At 45.5% G+C, this 19,456-nt stretch carries 18 protein-coding genes; 12 read left to right on the top strand and 6 right to left on the bottom strand.

What is annotated here, in order from left to right:
- Window positions 1-14: 14 nt before the first annotated feature.
- Window positions 15-3,686, bottom strand: coding sequence for a transcription-repair coupling factor (mfd, locus tag ABCW47_RS00625; protein WP_425516065.1), 3,672 nt, complete (start codon window positions 3,684-3,686; stop codon window positions 15-17).
- A 36-nt stretch (window positions 3,687-3,722) separates the two neighbouring features.
- Window positions 3,723-4,295 carry an aminoacyl-tRNA hydrolase gene (pth, locus tag ABCW47_RS00620; protein ID WP_343207927.1) on the bottom strand — a complete coding sequence of 191 codons (573 nt, stop codon included), beginning with the start codon at window positions 4,293-4,295 and terminating at the stop codon, window positions 3,723-3,725.
- 227 nt (window positions 4,296-4,522) lie between these two features.
- Here pth and ABCW47_RS00615 point away from each other — a divergent pair, with 227 nt between their 5' ends.
- Window positions 4,523-4,891: an ACT domain-containing protein gene (locus tag ABCW47_RS00615; RefSeq protein WP_343207926.1), complete on the top strand. Its 369-nt coding sequence runs from the start codon at window positions 4,523-4,525 to the stop codon at window positions 4,889-4,891.
- Window positions 4,892-4,906: 15 nt separating this feature from the next.
- Complete coding sequence (locus ABCW47_RS00610; protein WP_343207925.1) at window positions 4,907-5,599, top strand: anaerobic ribonucleoside-triphosphate reductase activating protein; 693 nt, start codon at window positions 4,907-4,909, stop codon at window positions 5,597-5,599.
- 205 nt (window positions 5,600-5,804) lie between these two features.
- Here ABCW47_RS00610 and ABCW47_RS00605 read toward each other — a convergent pair whose 3' ends face one another.
- The gene (locus ABCW47_RS00605) at window positions 5,805-6,278 is read right to left on the bottom strand and encodes a zinc-ribbon domain-containing protein (RefSeq protein WP_343207924.1); all 474 of its coding nucleotides are present in this window, start codon (window positions 6,276-6,278) and stop codon (window positions 5,805-5,807) included.
- A gap of 112 nt (window positions 6,279-6,390) precedes the next feature.
- On the bottom strand, window positions 6,391-7,161 hold the full coding sequence (locus ABCW47_RS00600; RefSeq protein WP_343207923.1) for a DeoR/GlpR family DNA-binding transcription regulator: 771 nt from the start codon (window positions 7,159-7,161) through the stop codon (window positions 6,391-6,393).
- Window positions 7,162-7,360: 199 nt separating this feature from the next.
- Here ABCW47_RS00600 and ABCW47_RS00595 point away from each other — a divergent pair, with 199 nt between their 5' ends.
- The 3 genes from ABCW47_RS00595 to ABCW47_RS00585 all read left to right on the top strand — a co-directional run bounded on the left by ABCW47_RS00595 (window position 7,361) and on the right by ABCW47_RS00585 (window position 10,694).
- Window positions 7,361-8,671, top strand: coding sequence for a transaldolase family protein (locus ABCW47_RS00595; protein WP_343207922.1), 1,311 nt, complete (start codon window positions 7,361-7,363; stop codon window positions 8,669-8,671).
- 73 nt (window positions 8,672-8,744) lie between these two features.
- Window positions 8,745-9,860 carry a 4-hydroxybutyrate dehydrogenase gene (locus ABCW47_RS00590; protein ID WP_343207921.1) on the top strand — a complete coding sequence of 372 codons (1,116 nt, stop codon included), beginning with the start codon at window positions 8,745-8,747 and terminating at the stop codon, window positions 9,858-9,860.
- A 33-nt stretch (window positions 9,861-9,893) separates the two neighbouring features.
- The gene (locus tag ABCW47_RS00585) at window positions 9,894-10,694 is read left to right on the top strand and encodes an N-acyl homoserine lactonase family protein (protein ID WP_343207920.1); all 801 of its coding nucleotides are present in this window, start codon (window positions 9,894-9,896) and stop codon (window positions 10,692-10,694) included.
- Between the two features lie 88 nt (window positions 10,695-10,782).
- Here the strand turns inward: ABCW47_RS00585 and ligD are convergent, their stop codons facing one another.
- Window positions 10,783-11,721: a non-homologous end-joining DNA ligase gene (ligD, locus tag ABCW47_RS00580; protein ID WP_343207919.1), complete on the bottom strand. Its 939-nt coding sequence runs from the start codon at window positions 11,719-11,721 to the stop codon at window positions 10,783-10,785.
- The gene (gene ku, locus ABCW47_RS00575) at window positions 11,721-12,515 is read right to left on the bottom strand and encodes a non-homologous end joining protein Ku (protein ID WP_343207918.1); all 795 of its coding nucleotides are present in this window, start codon (window positions 12,513-12,515) and stop codon (window positions 11,721-11,723) included. The genes ligD and ku overlap by 1 nt, the downstream gene beginning before the upstream one ends.
- 915 nt (window positions 12,516-13,430) lie before the next feature.
- On the opposite strand from ku, the gene ABCW47_RS00570 reads away from it, so the two are divergent.
- From ABCW47_RS00570 to ABCW47_RS00540, 7 genes are all read left to right on the top strand, one after another.
- Entirely contained in the window at window positions 13,431-13,943 is a 513-nt protein-coding gene (locus tag ABCW47_RS00570; RefSeq protein ID WP_343207917.1) for a hypothetical protein, read from the top strand.
- Between the two features lie 275 nt (window positions 13,944-14,218).
- Window positions 14,219-15,133, top strand: coding sequence for an AraC family transcriptional regulator (locus tag ABCW47_RS00565; protein ID WP_343207916.1), 915 nt, complete (start codon window positions 14,219-14,221; stop codon window positions 15,131-15,133).
- 106 nt (window positions 15,134-15,239) lie between these two features.
- A complete protein-coding gene (locus ABCW47_RS00560) occupies window positions 15,240-15,872 on the top strand; it encodes a VanZ family protein (RefSeq protein WP_343207915.1) in 633 nt (210 codons plus the stop codon).
- 136 nt (window positions 15,873-16,008) lie between these two features.
- Window positions 16,009-16,305: an autorepressor SdpR family transcription factor gene (locus tag ABCW47_RS00555; RefSeq protein ID WP_343207914.1), complete on the top strand. Its 297-nt coding sequence runs from the start codon at window positions 16,009-16,011 to the stop codon at window positions 16,303-16,305.
- The gene (locus tag ABCW47_RS00550; RefSeq protein ID WP_343207913.1) at window positions 16,289-17,026 is read left to right on the top strand and encodes an SdpI family protein; all 738 of its coding nucleotides are present in this window, start codon (window positions 16,289-16,291) and stop codon (window positions 17,024-17,026) included. The genes ABCW47_RS00555 and ABCW47_RS00550 overlap by 17 nt, the downstream gene beginning before the upstream one ends.
- A 109-nt stretch (window positions 17,027-17,135) precedes the next feature.
- On the top strand, window positions 17,136-17,852 hold the full coding sequence (locus tag ABCW47_RS00545) for an ABC transporter ATP-binding protein (RefSeq protein WP_343207912.1): 717 nt from the start codon (window positions 17,136-17,138) through the stop codon (window positions 17,850-17,852).
- Window positions 17,842-19,419, top strand: coding sequence for a putative ABC transporter permease subunit (locus ABCW47_RS00540; RefSeq protein ID WP_343207911.1), 1,578 nt, complete (start codon window positions 17,842-17,844; stop codon window positions 19,417-19,419). Before ABCW47_RS00545 ends, ABCW47_RS00540 begins: the two co-directional genes overlap by 11 nt.
- Window positions 19,420-19,456: the final 37 nt, after the last annotated feature.

The following is a 19,456-nucleotide window of genomic DNA, read 5'->3' as shown; positions in this document are numbered from 1 at the left end:
CTCAGATACCTTTCTTAATTTGGATTGTCCGCTGAGGCCGAATTCAGTTCCAGCGCCTCCAATCCCTCCTGTAATTTCATCATGTCCTCAATCAGTTGGTTTATTCTCTCAAATACATAAGCATTTGTCAATTTCTCCGGCTGCCTGACAGGCGTTATCGTTTTAAGCTTCTGTTCCCTTGTCAGGGTGGAGATTCCATTTCTGCGGACAGTCCTGACGGGCCGCACCGGCGGTTTCTCAGGTTCCTGATAAGCAAGCTGAAAATGGAAATTCGGTTCTGCCTCCGCGTAAAATTTCAATGCGCCGTTATATTTTTCTATCAATGCCGGGATTTTTCCGGCATCCACCCTGGCCTTGGCAAACATCACAATTTTAACCAGATTTCCCTTCTGGGCCAGCTGGGTAATATAGGCTTTATGCGCCCTGGCTTTTAACAGGGCAATCTGAAGCAGATTGCTTACGGCCTGCGGCATCTCTCCAAACCGGTCTAACAGTTCTTCCTGCATGTCATTATATTCTTCTTCATTTTCGATATCGGCAATCCGCTTATACATATCCAGTTTTTGGAATTCGCTCTTCATATAGCTGTTTGGGATAAATGCGTCTACATCCAGATCCACCGATGTGTCAAAGGCTTCCTCGGCAGTGGCTTCACCCTTCAGACGCTTTACCGCGTCATTTAGCATCTTACAGTACAGATCATAGCCCACGGCTTCCATATGCCCGTGCTGTCTGGCGCCCAGAAGGTTTCCTGCTCCCCGGATCTCCAGATCCCGCATGGCAATCTTAAATCCCGATCCCAGTTCCGTAAATTCCCGGATAACCTGAAGCCGCTTCTCGGCAACCTCCTTCAGCACCTTATTGCGCCGGTACATAAGAAAAGCATAGGCCGTCCGGTTGGAGCGTCCCACCCGGCCTCTCAGCTGATAGAGCTGGGAAAGGCCCATACGGTCCGCATCCTCAATAATCATCGTATTTACATTGGCAATATCCATACCCGTCTCCACAATCGTGGTAGAAACCAGCACGTCGATCTCACCATTAATAAAATCAAACATGATACGTTCCAGCTCTCGCTCGTGCATCTGGCCGTGGGCAAAGGCTACCGTGGCATCCGGCACCAGCTTGGCGATCTCTGCTGTCACCTCCGCTATGTTGTTGACCCGGTTATAAACATAGTAAACCTGTCCGCCCCTGGCTAATTCCCGGTTGATGGCCTCCCGGATAATCTCATCATTATGCTCCAGAACAAAGGTCTGAATGGGCATTCGGTCCACCGGAGGCTCCTCCAGAACACTCATATCACGTATCCCGATCAGACTCATGTGAAGAGTCCTTGGAATCGGTGTGGCGGAGAGCGTCAGAACATCCACATTTTCTTTCATCTGCTTGATCTTTTCTTTATGGGTCACACCGAACCGCTGTTCCTCATCAATGATCAGCAGACCCAGATCCTTATAGGCGACCCCCTTGCTCAATACACGGTGTGTTCCGATAATAATATCAATTCTTCCTTTTTTCAGATCTTCAATAATTTTCTTCTGTTCTCCCGGCGTGCGGAACCTGGAAAGCATTTCCACCGTGATCGGGTAATCTTTCATCCTCTGGGTAAAGGTATTATAGTGCTGCTGGGCCAGAATAGTAGTCGGGACCAGGAAAACAACCTGCTTGCCGTCAGATACCGCTTTAAAGGCGGCCCGGATCGCAATCTCTGTCTTGCCGTAGCCCACGTCCCCGCAGATCAGACGGTCCATGATCTTCTTGCTCTCCATATCCTTCTTGGCCGCTTCAATAGCCATCAGCTGATCGTCCGTCTCCTCGTAAGGGAACTGTTCTTCGAACTCCTTCTGCCATACGGTATCTTTCCCATAGGAAAAGCCTTCCCTGGCCTGCCGCACCGCATACAGATCCACCAGTTCTTTTGCAATCTCGTTGACCGCGCCTCTGACCTTTGTTTTCGTGTTCTTCCACTCGATGGAGTTAAGTTTATTTAATTTCGGCTTCTTCGCGTCGCTGCTTGCATATTTCTGCAGCACTTCCAGACCGGTTGCGGGAATATACAAAACGCCTCCGGCCGCGTACTCTATCTTCACATAGTCCTTGGTGACTTTATCCACCTCAATCTTTTCAATTCCCCGGTAAATACCCAGGCCATGATTCTCGTGTACTACATAATCACCGGCGCTTAATTCTTCAAAGCTCTGGATGGATTTGCCGGCGGCATTATATTTTTTCTTTCTTCTTTTTTTCTTCTCCGCTCCGAAAATATCACTCTCAGAGATCATAACAAATTTACTCAGTGGGTATTCAAATCCCCGTCTGAGCTGCGCATAGGCAACCATCGTTTCTCCAGGCTGGATCTCCCGGTCCAGATTCTCCGTATAAAACGCGGTCAGTTCCCGGTCCAGCAGATCTTCGCTGAGGCGCTTTGCCCTGGTTCTGGAACCAGATAACAACAGCACCCGGTATCCCTTTTTCTTCCAGTCCTTCAGATCTTTGACCAATATTTCAAAATTATTATTATACGGATTTACCGACTTTACCGTCAGATTGTATTTCCCTTTTAAATCAAAGCCCGGAATCTTTGCCTCCATCATACTGATCAGGACGGAATTCTGATGATTTAGTTTCTCCAGGATCAGCCGATAACCGAACAGCACCTCCGTCTGCCTGGGAAGAAGATAGCCATGCTCCAGACGGCTCGACATACTCTCCCGGAACTCGGTCTCCACCGCCTCGCCTTTCTCGATCATTCTTGCCGGCTCATCCAGAAAGAAAATGGCGTTTTTTCCTATGAAGTAATCAAAAAAAGATACTGTTGTCTTATAAAAATACCGGATATAGCTGTCCAGCCCAAAACCAGTCCACAGAAAGCTTAAATTTTCTTTCAGTTCCTCCACAATCGTATCCAGCCGCTTCGCTGCCTCACCATTGCCCTGTTCCCGCAGTATGGCCGTCTGCTTCTTTCTGTCTGCTTCAATATCCAGACAGCCCGCGGCTATCCGCGCATCGTCCAGAATAAACTCAGAAGCGGGGTAGATGGTTAATTTCTCCACCCGCTCAATGGACCTCTGGCTCTCCACGTCGAATGCCCGGATCGTATCAACCTCATCATCCCAGAGTTCAATACGGTAAGGCGTTTCTTCCGTAAGAGGAAATATATCCAGAATACCTCCCCGGACGGCAAACTGACCGGAAGCTTCCACCTGCGGCACCCGTTCATACCCAAGGGCAGGCAGCGCCCGGTTCCACTGATCCAGATCCATCACTTCTGCTTCCTTAATTTGCAGAATATTTTTCCGTATTGTCTCTAACGGCAGGATAGAATCCATGCCAGCATCCAATGTTGTGACAATGGTGCAGGGCTCCTCCTTAAGCAGGGACCGGATCACTTTCATCCGCTCCGCAACAATCGCATTTCCATGGACATCCGCACTGTAAAATATAATATCCTTGGCCGGATAAAACACTGCTTTTTTATCATACAGGCGGTATTCCTCACATATCTCTTTCGCCTTCAGCTCATTTGCTGCTACAATAACGCGGTACTGAAAGCCTTCCCCCAGCCCGTACATCAAATGGCATTTTTGTGAATCAATACAGCCGGACACAGAAATAGGCAGGTTCTGCTTCTGAACCTGCTCCCGAATAATCTGAAATTCACTCAGCCCTTCCAGAGGCGCCATAAATGTTCTCAATTTAATACTCCATTCCGCGCAGTTTTACGCTTCCACATTGCCATTGTACCGGTTCATCGCAGCGTCAACATCCTGAGTCAGTATCATCTCCACCGCCTCGGAGCCCCGCTTGATGGCCTCTCCCATCACTTTTTCCTCTTCCTTATTAAAATGACTCAGGACATAATCTGCCAGATCCCAGCCCCGCGGTTTTTCACCCACACCTATCTTTATTCTCGGAAATTCCTGTGTGCCAAGATGGGAAATGATATTTTTAATCCCATTATGCCCGCCTGCACTGCCTTTCTTCCGGATACGCAGGTGTCCCGGCGGAAGGCTGACATCATCGTATATCACGATCAGTTTCTCCGGAGTAACCTTATAGTAATCCATAAGTTCCCGAACGCTCTCCCCGGAAAGGTTCATAAAAGTCTGAGGTTTGGCCAGGATGACCTTCTCTCCGCCTATCATTCCCCTGCCGCAGATTGCCTTATGCTTCTTTATATCCATTGAAATGTTATAATCTTCTGCTATTCTTGTTATGGTATCAAAGCCCACATTATGTCTGGTATGCTCGTACTGTTTTGTTGGATTTCCCAGGCCCACGATAATATGCATGTTATTTTTCCTCTTCTGATAGCTTATCGGCGATTTTCACCAGTCTTTTCATTTTTCTCAACATAACAAACAGCCGGGATAACAGTCTACCCCGACATAGTTTATACTGCTAGTCATTTTATCATAGATTTTACCCGAAAACAAACGAAGAATTCTTATGATGGCCACATTCGACTTATCTTTTATTCTGTGGTAAAATATTTGTACGAAACACAGGAGGTGTCAGGATGAATTTAACGATATTGGACGGAGAATTTTCTGTCTGCAAGCTGTACGACCTAAGTCAGATTGATTATAATGACCCCTATCTTTTCATCAGTAAAACAGAGGAGGAACTCTCTCTGGTTTGCCTTTCCGGGTCTGTTCCTGACAATGCGGCGGTCTGTGAGCCAGGCTGGCGCGCGTTTCGCGTGGAGGGTGAACTGGATTTTTCGCTGATTGGTATCCTTTCCCGCCTCACCGGAATACTGGCAGAACATAAAATCAGTGTCTTTGCCATTTCCACCTACAATACCGACTATATACTGGTTAAAAAAGAACAGTTCAGGGAGGCAAAAAGAGCCCTTACAGATGCCGGATATACATTTGACCATTAAATAAGGAGACAAATTATGCAGATTCATGGTTTTAATAAAACAACACTATTAGATTACCCTGAGCATCTGGCCGCCACCATCTTTACCGGCGGATGCAATTTTCGCTGTCCGTTCTGCCACAATGCCTCTCTTGTCATAAACCCGGCTTCCCAGCCCTATATCCCCGAGGATGAGGTTCTGGCCGCGTTAAAAAAAAGACGTACGATATTGGAAGGGGTTTGTATCACAGGCGGTGAACCAACCCTGCAAAAGGATCTTCCTCTTTTTATAGAAAAGATTAAAAAACTGGGATTGAACGTGAAACTGGACACCAACGGCAACCATCCTGCTATGATGAAATATCTGATACAGGAGAAGCTTATCGACTATGTGGCCATGGACGTGAAAAATTCTAGGGAAAGCTACGGGAAGACAATCGGGATCGAAAATCCGGATCTAAGTAAGATATGTGAATCTGTGGATTACCTGCTGGAAGGTCATATCACCTATGAATTCCGTACTACCGTGGTAAAGGAATTACATACGGCAGCGGATTTTGAGAGCATCGGCCTCTGGCTTAACGGTGCAGATGCTTATTTTCTCCAGTGTTTTGAGGATTCCGGCGATCTGATCACGCAGGGTATGACTGCCTGGGACAAAGAATCTATGGTCCGCTTTAAAGATATTATGGAAAAGTATGTAAAGAAAGCGGAAATCCGCGGATTATAATACAACGGCGTTAAGAAAGGCTCCTTGTGATGAATATCGTCCATGGAGCCTTTGCTATCGTTATTCTTAACATAAAGTCTACTTGAGAAATTAGCTTTACTGGATTTAAAAGTAAGAGGTTATTTCAAGACAGATCGAATTTCAGCGGCAGGCATCATCAATATAGCCGACGCGATTCAAGGTATTTTTGATGATCTATAAATTTTTAATTCTGGAATATGTCATCCTGAACCTGAAGCTGGTTTCTCCGGTGTTCCTGCACCGCCAGCACATTTCTGATCAATGTCCGAAGCTCCGGCTCCGGGAGGATAACACCCGGAAAATGCTCTTTCGTGCGCTCCAGAACGATCTCCAGGGATAAATCCGAATTTTCCAGGTTCATCGCCTGATTCGAAGCATATTGATAGATATCATAAGACAGCTGCTCCTGAGGCTGGTTCTGATAACGTGCTGCCAGCTCCTCCGCCTGCTGCCTGTCTATTTTTCTCCCCGTACCGCAGCTGCTGCAGCCGATGTACCAGCCGGTCGTCCACCAGAACACCGGAATGAAAAATAAGGTAAATTGCTTTACCTCTCTCATAATATAGTAATGCCTGAAATCCCGGCAGGCAGAGCAGTAGTGGATGCCCAGATAGCATCCTCGTTTCAGCTTGGAACGAAATCCGAATATAATAAACAAAAGGCATTTCCTCCTCTTCCCATAACAGTCACGCAGACAAACAGGATCTGCTATATCTTCATCTTACCCTACCGCTGTCTGTCAAGTCAATCTGCTTCTTTCATACACCCTTTCACATACGGTCCGCATAAAGAATCTTCATGCCCGCTTCCCTCATCTGCTCTTCCAGGGATGGGCTTAGCGGCCTTGTGGTAATTAAATAGTCGATATCTCTGAAATTAGCAAACTGATTGATGCCGAATGCGTCTACCTTACTTGGGTCCATTAACAGATAGACCTCTCTGGCCGCCTCAATCATGCACCGCTTTACCTGGCTTTGAAAGGGTGAGCACACCGCAAAGCCCTGGCTGGCCCGCACACTGGTCGTTCCGATAAAGGCTTTCGATACTGAAATAGACCGAAAGAAAGTCTCGCAGTCCGGTCCGATCAGAGACATCATGTCATTTTCAAAAAAGCCGCCTGTATACTGCAAGGATATACTGCTGTTGGCAAATGCGTATGCAACCGGAATAAAATTAGTAACAACGGAAAGCGGCGATATTGATTTCAAGTTATCCGCCATCGCCAGTACCGTTGTACTGGAATCCAAAATAATAGAGTCCCCTGCCTGGACAAACTGTGCCGCAAATTCTGCGATCCGTTTCTTGTCATCCATAAACCTCTCTTCCCTCACAGCGGTAGGCGGCGCCACATTAACCGAAGGAGTGAGGGAAGCTCTGCCCCAGGAACGGGTCAGCGTGCCTACATTCTCCAGAAAGTCCAGATCCCTGCGGATCGTGGCGGGCGTTACCTTCAAAAGTTCAGAGAGCCGCTGCGTCGTCATTGCTCCGTTCTTCTGGAGCAGCTGGACAATCTGATTTCTGCGTTCATTGGAGTTTTTCATTCTGTTCTTGCCTTTCTATCTATCGTTTTTTCTATTGTTTTCGTCCGAATTATACCATATATCATTAGATTTGCCTAGATATTTTCTTAATTTCGATAATATACAGAAAAATGCTTTCGTTTTGTTGACATTTCGATAATTCGATACTATTCTGAGCTTAATCTCTATTGATAAGGTCATTTAAAGGAGGAACAAAGATATGAATATAAGCAGCATGAAATGCACATTAGGCAGCCTGATCGGCGCGGATAAACTGTCGGTTATGCCGGATACAGACAAAGACAGCTTTAACAGAATAAAGGATCTGGAATTTTCGTTTGAAGATTATAGGAAAGTTCGTGATTTTACTAAGTTTGTGGGTGTAACAGAAGAATTTACCAAGGTCGTACATACCTTTCAAAATCAGATGACAGATGGGGAAATCCCGGCCGGGTTCCGCCCGGATCTTATGTTCAGCCAGGACGGCAGCATGCGTGTTGATCTGGCCCGGGATATCTCCTATGCCTCTAACGGCAGGAAACGCCCGACCAAGGTGCTCTATTCTGCTAACTGCGCCAATCCTTTTGAAATAAATGTAATGAAAGATATGATTGCCAATCTGACAACAAATCCTCAGATTATTTATGAACATTTCCTGAATAATCCCAAGGCGAACATCGGAGGACAATTTAAAGACCGTTTCGAAGTGCTGGAGGAACTGTGCCGGATCGTGGGGCCGGGCGTGGACATCAGTGTGGAGGTTAATAACCCGTTCGCGCCGGAATCTGAACTGATGGAAGAAATTGCGCGCTGTGAGGAAATCCTGACTCCTTATCGGCTGGTTGTGAAAGTTCCTCATACCGGGCCTCTGAATAAAGACAATGTAGGCAGCTTCCTGGATGGAAATTTTGATATTCCTTATGACGGCGGTTCTGTGGAAGACAATTTCTTCGGGCATAATTTTGCCTATAAACTCTCCAGCCAGGGTTACCGTGTTAACTTTACCCTGATGTTTGACCCGCACCAGACTGCGCTTGCCCTGTTGGCCAAACCGTACTTTATAAACGCATTTGTTGAAACAAGGCACCTTGACACCTTGAAAATGAAGGAATTATTAGATAAACTGGAAGTAACCGGCGATGAGCGCTATGCAGAGAACCTGAAACAGTTTATGATTGCAACCGATGTACTGCCGGCTTCCTCCTCTTTATCCTTAAAGGATATTGCGGCGAAGGCCAGGGCTCTGGTCGCTTACCGCCAGACGACAACTTCGGAGGGCTTCGACGGCCTGGACAGTGTCCGCCACAGTCTGCGTGTACTGCGTCAGTCCTATCTTCCGGATACCAAATTAATTATCTGCAACACCAATTATCCTCAGATTTACTGGGATATTGACAAAATGCTGATGGAACCTGAATTTGCCGATATGATACACCGTGTAGTAATTACGGCAACCCCTGCGTATTTCGGTCAGTTTACCTGTGCGCCCGGAATCTACAGCTATCAGCGCAAGTTCCTGAAAAGCGTTTAACCATCGAACGAAAAAGGAATAACGGGATTGAATCTGAATTTAAGATCGGATCAATCCGGAATGGAGGAAAAGAATGAAAGAAGTAGTTTTAAGACCGGATCTCTATGAATTTGATACCTGCAAGGCTTTTGCCGAGGAATTCCAGCTGGGGGAAGGCGATCTGGTACTGACCAACGCCTTTATCTACAATCCTTATTTTGCAGATTTAAGTCTCCCCGTGTCCACGATTTTCCAGGAGAAATATGGTGCGGGAGAGCCCACCGATGTGATGATTGACGCCATTCTGGATGACGCCGCAAAATACAGTTATAAGCGTATCATCGCCATCGGCGGCGGCACCATCATCGACATTGCAAAAGTGATGGCAGTTTCCGACGGAGAAAAAGTAGACGATCTGTACGAAAATGCCGCAAGCCTGCAGAGAAAGAAAGATCTGGTCATCATCCCCACAACCTGCGGTACCGGCAGCGAAGTAACCAACCTCTCCATCATCAACCGTACCCGTCTGGGCACCAAGATGGGACTGGCTTCTGAGGCGATGTTTGCCAGCAGCGCGGTTCTTATCCCCGAACTGTTAAAGGGCCTGCCGTTCCCTGTATTTGCCACCAGCTCTATCGATGCACTGGTGCATGCGGTGGAATCCAGCCTGTCACCGAAAGCCACTCCTTACACCCGTCTGTTTGGCTATAAAGCGATCGAGATGATTATCCGCGGTTATCAGACCATTGCCAAGGAGGGCCCGGATGCCAGAATCCCGCTGTTAAAAGATTTCCTGATTGCCAGCAACTATGCCGGAATCGCCTTCGGCACCGCAGGCTGCGGCGCTGTTCACGCTCTGAGCTATCCTCTGGGCGGTACTTACCATGTACCCCACGGGGAATCCAACTATGCGATGTTTACCGGCGTTTTGAAAAATTATATGGAGATCCGCTGCGACGGCGCTCTGGCTGATATGAATGATTATTTGTCAAACCTCCTCGGCTGTGAGGTTGCCAATGTATACGATGAGCTGGAAAGTCTTCTGAATCATATTCTCCCGAAAAAGGCGCTTCATGAGTATGGCGTGACCGAGCAGGATCTCACCGACTTTACAGAAAGTGTTATGACGACCCAGGGCCGTCTGATGGCCAACAACTTTACAGAGTTAGACAGAGACCGGGTTTATAAGATTTACAAAGAATTATATTAATAGCGGTCATTGGATAGCAGAAAGGATGGTCCTATGAAATTATATGTACTCAATACCGGTTATCTGGAAACCGATAAAAATAATGTGGTGGCGGGAGCTACCGTCGGCACATACAGCAGCCCGGCCGTTCAGAATGAATGGATCAAGCTCCCGGTCATGACCTTCCTGATTCAGACCGATGACGGCTACATTCTCTATGATACCGGCAGCAATCCGGAAGCGATGAACGGATACTGGCCGGAAAATCTCCGGGAAATCTATCCGCTGTACCAGAAAACAGAGGAACGGCTGGAAAACCAGCTGAAATTGTGCGGTGTTTCTCCTGAGGATGTGAAAACGGTAGTTATTTCTCATCTGCATCTGGATCATGCCGGAAATCTTCATCTTTTCCCCCATGCGGATGTATATGTGCCGAAGGCTGACTTCATGCACGGTCAGACTCAGGTGCGCTTAAATCCGGACCCCAAAACACACGGAGGTTACATCAAGGCAGATATGGATGTGTCCGTGAAACAATATCATCTGGTGGAGGAAGACTTCACTCTGGCGCCCGGCATTGAAGTGATCAATCTTCCGGGTCATACGCCCGGACTTCTGGGACTGGTGGTACATTTGGAGAGCAAAACTGTCATTCTGCCTCAGGACTGCATCTATACGAAGGAAATCTTCGGGCCGCCGGCGAAGGCTTCCGGACTGCTCTATGATAATATAGCTTACTTTAAGTCCATCGAGAAGGTAAGAAAACTGCAGCAGAAATATGATGCCGAAATCATTTTTGCCCATGATTATGAGTTTTTCCAGACCTTAAAGACAGCCCCGGACTATTACGAATAAATTCCGGAGCCGCAGCTTATTTGATATCTCATTTTATAGGGGATGCCGTAACATTATCACAACGGTAATGAAACGGCATCCTTATTTTTTAATTAGTCTCAACACATTCATTTGCTGTCTTATCATCCCGAAGCCCTTTAAATACCGGGTGTCTGAACCCTCCTGCTTCCGTGCGTTCCATATAGCTGACCGTACAGACGATCTCCGGCCTGATCCATATCGCGCCCTCATTGCCTTTAGGAATATCAAATGAAGGTTTCTCCACCTGTTCCATACTCCGGATTCTCCGGAAATTATCACCTCTCACCCCCAGCGTGACATGCCCTTTATAGACCAGCTGCCCATCCCGGTACTGTCCCAGAACAAGACTGCTGACATGCTCCGCTTTGTCAATCCAGCCGCAGACTACAAAGTCATCGTCCTTCATGTTCTTAATCTTGATCCACTCTTTCGTCCGCTTGCCGGGATAATAAAGGCTTGTCCGTTTCTTCGCCACAATCCCTTCCAGTCCGGCTGCCTTGGCCAGCTCATAAAAGGCACATCCGCCCTGTTCGACCACACGGGAAAGGGCAATCTGATCATTTTCATTCCGGATTAATTCAGCCAGTATTTCTTTTCGTTTGGTCAGAGGCCGGTCCATCAGCCGTTCTCCATTAACCGCCAGCACGTCAAATGCCACAAAGGAAACAGGGTATTTTCTGGCGGTCAGCTCGATACGAAACGGATTAGACATCAGAGAACGGCGCTGCAGGGCCGCAAAATCCGGTTTGCCGTCTGTCATCACCACATACTCTCCATCCAGAATACAGGGTTCTTTTACCATCTCATGCAGATTCTTAAGTTCCGGAAAGACCGGCAGCATTTTCTTATTTCTCTTATTCTTTAATTCCGTGCCGTCCTTCTCCAGATAAACAATCGCCCGCTCTCCGTCCAGTTTCAGTTCATAGAGCCAGGCCGGATCGTCGAAGGCTTCCGAAGTTGCCCCAATCAGCATGGGGTCAATACTGCGCATGTCCAATCCCGCCATCAGGAAACGTCCTTTTTAAGAGGTTCGCCGGAAGCTCCCGTGCTTTGGTCCAGACTCTTTTTCAATGCCTCCATCAGGTCGATGACATTGCCCTCTTCCTCTGATTTCGCCGCTACAATCTCTTTTCCATTAATCTTATCCTGAATCAGCTGTTTTAACCGGATCTGATATTCATCCCGGTACTGTTCCGGTTCAAAGGGCTTTACCATCGCTTCAATCAGGGTTTTCGCCATGGTAAGCTCCGCTTCATTTGCCTCCGGCCTGGTGTAACTCTTTGGAATCTCCTTGATCTCATCTGCATAGAACATTTTCTCAATCAGGATGCCGTCGTCGGTAGGAATAATACATAACAGTGTCTCGGAATTGCCCATCACCGTTTTGGCAATCGCCACCTTATTCTCCTGCTTCATGGCGCTGCGAAGCAATTCAAAGGCCTTCTCTCCGCCGGCCTCCGGTACGGTGTGATAAGTTTTGTCATAGTAAATCGGCCGGATGTGGCTCAGATCATCAAAGTGCAGAATCTGGATGGTACGGTCTTTCTCCGTCTTCACTTTCTCCAGATCCTCATCTGAGATAATAACGTATTTATCTTTGTCGTATTCAAATCCTTTAATAATATCGTCCGACTTCACTTCCTTGCCGCAGGAAGCACAGATCTTTTTGTATCGGATTCTGCTGTTATCCTCTTTGCAGAGCTGATTAAAATGTATATCATTGTCCTGGGTCGCCGTATACAGCGCCACCGGAATGTGTACCAGTCCGAAACTGATCGCACCTTTATGGGAAACTGCCATATGAAATCTCATCTCCTTATATTAAATATCATGATTCAGGTAACTTTTTCTTATTATGGATTCTGAGTATCGTTTTATACCAGATTTTCCAGGAAGGTTTAAATCAGGTAAGACAAATTTAAGATTTGCCCTGTATACTGATGGCAAACAAAGTATGAAGGGGTGATTCCAATGGGATTTATTATTTATGAAAAGAATCATTACTTGGCCCTGACCCTGCTACCTTTGTTTATGATCTTAAAGATTCTTCGGATGAATATTTATATAACAGAGGCTATTCAGATCAAGAGATTAACATTATAAGAAATTTTTCAGGCTCTGAGGCAGAATTACGTGCTGTTTCGGCTAATTTGTCTTCTTCTCTCATTAATGTAACTACCAGCAAGAGTGGAAATACACGTAAAGTCGGAGCCGATTACTATTTTTATTGGGATAAGGCTCCATTCTACACCTTTACAGATGCCGCAATTATGGGGGCTTCCGACGGTTATTTATACACCTCCGACAGCAGAAATAAAGGCACTGCTACCTATACTGCATATGGGGCTACCGGATCAAGAGATTTCACACGTTCCTTATCTGTCTCTGCCTACCCTAATACTGCACATTGCGGTTATAGTGAGTTTGCAGCCAGTGAAACTAGAGCAAATTCTTCAGGTCAGGACATTACATACTACTTAGCTTCCGGATATATACATACAACATTCCAAAACACGTATGGTATTAATCAGGTATCATTGCATGGTGCATATATTCATACTAGACTTAATATCTCTATATATGCCAGCATTGACATTACTGGTACCGCCGGTTTATCCATAAGTGCTGATCCAGATGAAGCCGAGGTAATTGGTCAAAAAGTATCGCAAAGTCCTATCATCATAAATTAATCATCCTGAAGGTAAGGAGGTCCATATGAAAAAGAGGATATATCTTCCGGTTTCAATTTTTATTGCTATATCACTTTTGGTTTCTTTTTGGTATAGAAAGCGCCTCGTTGTAGAAACTGCTACTGGTTTTGGGCGTCCTTATCATTATAATGGTAATCAAGTTAAATACTTATTTTTTGATTTTAATCAAAGGTTAGTTTTAGAACTATTAAGTATATTACTTGTTATTCTTTTATTTATTACTGTTCTTTCAATTATAAAATTGTTTTCTATTTATGATATAGCCTATGCAGTTACACATTTCGTCCTAGGGCTGATCGTAGGTAATATCGTGTTAGTTAAAATAAAGTTTGGCTGGTCTGGTCTTTTAACGCCTGGTATTAGTGCGCTACCTGGTATACTGTCTATTTTCGTTATTAATGGCGTAGTAGATACATTTGAGCAAGTTGTAACCAGGTTTACTAACCTCTTAGCAGGCATTATGATACCGTTAGTCTACTATCAATTCGCCATTATATTTTGTAAAGACCAGGATTAGCTATCAAATTATTCGAAAGGATGTTGAAACATGCATAAATTATGTTTCAACATCCTTTTTGTGATCGTTCTGTTAAGTCGGGGTTTCCTTAACATAAAAAGACCGCCTGCTTTTATGCAAATGGCAGGAAAAACTATAGAATGATATTCCTTTTTGATTATATATCGGCAATTACATACTGATGTGAAAAACGACCTGAACAGGGCATTGATGAACAAGCAGGCATTTTTTCTATCGTGTATAGTTAATACATAATAAAAATTGGAGGTTGTATTATGTATGCATGGGAAGCTATACAAAAGGTTTTGGATTACATCGAGGAGAATCTGGCGCAAGACCATTCGCCCGAAGAGCTGTCAAAGGTTGCAGCCCTTTCTCCCTTTTACTTTCAACGGTTGTTTGCCCGCCTTGTGAAACGCCCGGTAAATTCGTATATCAAAATGCGCAGGTTGGCAAGGGCGTGTGAAACACTTAAAGATAAGAGCAAGCGCATACTGGACATTGCCCTCGAATATGGGTTTAACAGCCACGAGCATTTCACAAAATCGTTCAAGCGGGCGTTCGGTATAACGCCGGAGGAATACCGGAATAATCCTGTTCATCTGAATCAGATTATGAAGCCTGATCTATTGCTCGGCTATACCATGATTGACGAAAATGTTCCGCTCATAACGGACGACATTGTTATAGAGATTACCCGACGAACGCTTGATATGCCGGAAACATACATCGGGATTTCCAGCAAAGTTTCCGTTGAGCAGGCTAGCTTTGGTGAATCGACCGGAATAAGCGGGCCGGGACAGATTTGGGATGATTTTCACATGCAAAAGAACAGTCTTGCCTGTTTTTTGCCAAACGGCGTAGAATTAGGTACGTCTATGATGAGCAACGAAAACGACGGTACATTTATTTACTTTGCAGGTGCGGCTGCCGCTGCAAACAGCAGCGCGCCTGTTCCAAATGGATTAACTGTTTGGGAATTACCTGCCGGAGAGTATGCCGTATGCCGATTTGAAGCTGAAAGCTTCGCACAACTTCGGACTTCTGCGATTGATAAGGCATTAAAGTATCTTCTTGAAACATGGCTTCCGGGGCATCATCTTCAAATTCAGCCCTTTTCTGCGGAAAAGTATACCGGCGTAACCGCTGACCCTGCAAGCATGGAGATATGGGTTTTGCTCATACCTTAATCAAATTTCCTTAATAATAACATAATATTCTTTCATTATTTCTCAATGATCTTTCCGGACATAGTCTCTATACTGAAAGTAAGAAAAGATTACTGGAGGAATGATTATGTTTTTATTATCCTATCTGGACGGCTTCGGCAATTACTGTATGAGGATTCTGCCTGTGGTCCTGATATTTCAAATATTGTTTCTAATCGCCGGAAAGGCCAGACGTCATGGGTTTCATCCTCTGCACGAGATTGGAATTCTTGTTTACTCTGCAACCGCAATCGCAGTATTTAATGCGACCGGTATCTCACCGCTGAGCGGTTTTACCCCTTATATTCAGGGTCCCATTAACCTGGTTCCTTTTACGGATATTACCAACGGAGGGTTTATCGCCAATATCGTGCTCTTTATCCCGCTGGGCTTTCTGCTTCCCTTGTTCTGGCAAAGCTGCCGTAAATTTTATAAGACGCTGATTCTGGGCGCTTTCGTCTCCGCTGCAATTGAAATATGGCAGATGTTTCTCATCCGCGTCACCGATATTGATGATTTTTTCGCCAACAGTGCAGGTGTACTTCTTGGATATCTGCTCTTCGCCTCCCTCCGTCTGATCTGCCCGGGCCTTTTAGCACAATTCACCGGTTCGGATGATCAGAAAGGAACAGGAATTTTAAAGCTGGAACCTTTGTTTTACATTGTTTTGCCGTTCGCCGCCATCTTATTAATTGGCTTTTATCAGCGCTCCTTTTTTTAGATTTCAAGTTATTTACATTTTTGGCAATAGGTATTTAGATATCTTTCTAAATACCTATTGCTTTTTCTATGGTCTGCGTTTATATTGTATTTAGAAATTTATCTAAATACTTATAAAGGAAAGGATCTGATCTTGCATGGGCTTTCAGGAAACATTTAAGGCTCTGTCTGACCCGGCCCGCAGAGAAATTCTGGATCTGCTGAAAATCCGGTCAATGTCTGCAGGCGAAATCGGCAGTCATTTTGATATGACCGGCGCTACCATATCCTATCATCTGTCCCAGCTTAAAAGGGCAGATTTGATAAGGGAACGCCGAAAGGGTAACTATATCCTTTATGATCTGAATGCTTCTGTCCTGGATGAAGCCATACTCTGGCTGTCAAAATTACAGGGAAGCAGAAAGGCGGTGACGGCAGATGAATCTTCCAAATGAGGCAGTCTCTGATACAAGGGAAAATAAAACTGCCTCCCTGCCCAGGCATTATGAATTTATGAAATCCCTGATGTGGCTGTTCATGATAATGCCTGTCATCGTCCTTGCCCTGGTTTATCACCGGCTGCCGGAACAAATCCCCGCACATATGAATGCTGCCGGGATGATAGACCGCTACGGAAGCCGCAGCGAGCTCTGGATGCTGCCGTTATTTACCGTGGGATTTGGTGTATTTCTCATGTGGCTGCTCAGAGTAGAAGAAAAAAAAGAAGAGGGTAATACGAAAGTAATATTAATCGTAAACGCTCTGTCCATACTGACCTTTCACGTCATAGAGTACGATTGGATATACAGAGCCTTCCGGGTCAGCGCGGGAGCCTCGTCCGGCTCTGGATCAAACACATTGCTGACCATGAATCTTATCCTGGGAATACTGTTTATCGGGCTTGGAAATATCTTTCCCAAACTGCGGCGCAACCGCTATGTGGGAATCCGCCTGCCCTGGATCGTATCAAACGATATCGTCTGGATCAAGACCCATCGGATCGGAGGAATCTTATTTGTGCTAACGGGTATCGCGGATCTGCTGGCTACCTGTATGTTCATAAGCACCATAGCATTTCGGATTATCTGTGTCATGCAGGCAATCACACTGGTTTTTATTATCATATATTCCTATCGGTTACACCTTAAAGTAAAAAAAGAAGCGAAAGAAGAATAGCATATCGTCATTCATTCTTCACTATTACTTATTCCTTACTATTACTTATTCCTTTTTCGTTCTTCACTATTCATTTTTCATTATTACTTCAAAACAAGGAGGATTCGTTATGCTGCGTATTGAGCATTTTTCAAAGACATATAAAGGGGGCAAAAAGGCGGTGGAGGATTTGAGCCTCCACGTCATGCCCGGGGACATCTACGGTTTCATTGGTCATAACGGAGCCGGCAAGACAACCACAATTAAAGGGGTTGTGGGTGTGATGGATTTCGATGAAGGAACTATACTTATTGACGGGAAGTCCATTCAGAAAGAACCTCTGGCCTGTAAACAGATCATGGCCTACATTCCCGATAATCCGGACCTGTATGATCATCTGACGGGCATTCAATACTTGACTTTCGTGGGAGACATCTATGGAGTCTCCAAAACAGATCTGGAGAGCCGGGTCCGGGAGTACGGCGATACCTTTGAACTTACTCCTGCTCTGGGAGACCTGATCTCTTCCTACTCACACGGTATGAAACAGAAACTGGCAATCATATCTGCCCTGATTCATAAGCCAAAGCTCCTTGTTCTGGATGAGCCTTTCGTAGGCCTGGACCCAAAAGCAACGATTCTGCTGAAAAATATGATGCATGAGATGTGCAAAGAAGGCAGCGCCATTTTCTTTTCCACACACGTGCTGGATGTGGCAGAAAAGCTTTGCAATAAAATAGCGATTATCAAGGATGGCCGTCTCGTGGCCGACGGAGATATGGAAGAGCTGAGAGGCAATCAGAGTCTGGAGGATGTATTTATGGAGGTGATCGGCCATGAGGATTAGCGGAAAAAGCCTCTTTAAAATAGAACTGCTGAGGCTGTTTGGCATCAACAAGGCGCTCCACTCCAAGCAAAAAGCAGGAGCCAAGTCAGTCTTTATGGGGTTTGCCTTTGTACTGGTAGGCCTGATGATGATATTTTATGTGGGCGCCTACTGCTATTCTCTGGGAGTAATGGGCCTTGGAGATCTGATTTTACCCATGTGCTTCGCATTGACCAGCTTTGTCATCTTTTTTACCACCACCTACAAAGCGAACGGAACGATCTTTAACAGCAGAGATTATGACATTGTCATGTCCTTTCCGGTAAAAACCAGCACAGTTGTGGCCAGCCGGATTGTTCCTCTCTATATTCTGGATCTGGGAGCTTCCCTGATGGTTATGATTCCGGCGCTGGTGATGTATATTTACTTCCAAAGCCCTGGTCCGGTATTTTATATTTATTTTCTGATTTCCCTGTTGTTTATCCCCATGATCCCCATTGTACTGGCCATGCTGATCGGCGCTGTGATTGCATTTATAGCATCCAGGTTCCGTTTTAAAAATCTGGTAACCATCGTGCTTTCCATGGCTCTTGTCGTCCTGATTATGGTATTTTCCATGAATGGCAGTCTCTACAATATGAATTTTATCGCGGATATCAGCCAGGCGTTTATGGCGCAGCTCAACCATTTTTATCCGCTGACCAGATTATATGTATCTGGTATCCAGGGAGGGAATTTTATATTCTTCGCATTATTCCTGCTGTGTTCTGTCGGTATTTTAATTGTCTGCTGTATCGTAATCGGCTGGAAGTTTAAATCGATCTGCAGTCTGCTTTCCTCCCACCATACCAGGAAAAACTACCGGCTGACGGAGTTAAAAACCTCCTCCCAGTTCCAGGCGTTATTCCGCAAAGAGAGGAAGCGGTATTTTTCCTCTTCTATTTACGTTATGAATACCGCAATCGGACCGCTTCTGCTTTTGCTGGCCGCGGTGGCCTCCCTCTTTTTCGGGCAGAAGGTAATTGAACAGTTTATGGAGATTCCGGGCGGTTCCGACATATTAACCCGCATGGTTCCGTTTCTCATGTGCTTTTGCTGCGGTATGTGCTGTTCCACCGCATCCTCCCTGTCCCTGGAGGGCAGACAGATATGGATTTTGAAATCCTCTCCGGTTGCCCCGAAGACTATTTATAAAAGTAAGATTGTCTTAAATCTCCTCTTAAATATTCCGGCTATTATAATAAGCGCCGTTTTATTTTACCTGGCTTTTCAGGCATCTCCGGTTGAACTGCTGTCCTACATTCTTATGCCGGCCGCTTTCAGCTGCTTTATGAGTGTTGTCGGCATGCTGCTTAATATTAAGCTGGTTAATTACAACTGGACAAATGAAACACAGGTTGTGAAACAAAGCGCACCCACCATGATTGTGGTATTCGCAAGCATCGGCGCCGCGGGAATCGGTATGGTGCCTGCACTTTATATGACAGCTTCCGGAGTTCTCCTTTTAACCTTCGGTATCGCTGCTTTGTTGTTCCTTTTATCCATAATCTTATATAAAGTTGTGTCCCGCTGTGAACTGCCTGCTTAAGGGCGTGCATTCGTTTCGATTATTCTATCATGGAAGT

This window comes from Anaerolentibacter hominis (assembly GCF_032380675.1).
In the GTDB taxonomy this organism is placed as follows: Bacteria; Bacillota; Clostridia; order Lachnospirales; family Lachnospiraceae; genus Anaerolentibacter; species Anaerolentibacter hominis.
This window is presented reverse-complemented; position numbering and strand designations above follow the sequence as displayed.

Excerpts from the sequence above, each read along its gene's own strand:
- mfd (WP_425516065.1), bottom strand. The coding sequence starts at position 3,686 with ATGGCGCCTCTGGAAGGGCTGAGTGAATTTCAGATTATTCGGGAGCAG.
- pth (WP_343207927.1), bottom strand. The coding sequence starts at position 4,295 with ATGCATATTATCGTGGGCCTGGGAAATCCAACAAAACAGTACGAGCAT.
- ABCW47_RS00615 (WP_343207926.1), top strand. The coding sequence starts at position 4,523 with ATGAATTTAACGATATTGGACGGAGAATTTTCTGTCTGCAAGCTGTAC.
- ABCW47_RS00610 (WP_343207925.1), top strand. The coding sequence starts at position 4,907 with ATGCAGATTCATGGTTTTAATAAAACAACACTATTAGATTACCCTGAG.
- ABCW47_RS00600 (WP_343207923.1), bottom strand. The coding sequence starts at position 7,161 with ATGAAAAACTCCAATGAACGCAGAAATCAGATTGTCCAGCTGCTCCAG.
- ABCW47_RS00595 (WP_343207922.1), top strand. The coding sequence starts at position 7,361 with ATGAATATAAGCAGCATGAAATGCACATTAGGCAGCCTGATCGGCGCG.
- ABCW47_RS00590 (WP_343207921.1), top strand. The coding sequence starts at position 8,745 with ATGAAAGAAGTAGTTTTAAGACCGGATCTCTATGAATTTGATACCTGC.
- ABCW47_RS00585 (WP_343207920.1), top strand. The coding sequence starts at position 9,894 with ATGAAATTATATGTACTCAATACCGGTTATCTGGAAACCGATAAAAAT.
- ligD (WP_343207919.1), bottom strand. The coding sequence starts at position 11,721 with ATGGCGGGATTGGACATGCGCAGTATTGACCCCATGCTGATTGGGGCA.
- ku (WP_343207918.1), bottom strand. The coding sequence starts at position 12,515 with ATGGCAGTTTCCCATAAAGGTGCGATCAGTTTCGGACTGGTACACATT.
- ABCW47_RS00570 (WP_343207917.1), top strand. The coding sequence starts at position 13,431 with ATGAAAAAGAGGATATATCTTCCGGTTTCAATTTTTATTGCTATATCA.
- ABCW47_RS00565 (WP_343207916.1), top strand. The coding sequence starts at position 14,219 with ATGTATGCATGGGAAGCTATACAAAAGGTTTTGGATTACATCGAGGAG.
- ABCW47_RS00560 (WP_343207915.1), top strand. The coding sequence starts at position 15,240 with ATGTTTTTATTATCCTATCTGGACGGCTTCGGCAATTACTGTATGAGG.
- ABCW47_RS00555 (WP_343207914.1), top strand. The coding sequence starts at position 16,009 with ATGGGCTTTCAGGAAACATTTAAGGCTCTGTCTGACCCGGCCCGCAGA.
- ABCW47_RS00550 (WP_343207913.1), top strand. The coding sequence starts at position 16,289 with ATGAATCTTCCAAATGAGGCAGTCTCTGATACAAGGGAAAATAAAACT.
- ABCW47_RS00545 (WP_343207912.1), top strand. The coding sequence starts at position 17,136 with ATGCTGCGTATTGAGCATTTTTCAAAGACATATAAAGGGGGCAAAAAG.
- ABCW47_RS00540 (WP_343207911.1), top strand. The coding sequence starts at position 17,842 with ATGAGGATTAGCGGAAAAAGCCTCTTTAAAATAGAACTGCTGAGGCTG.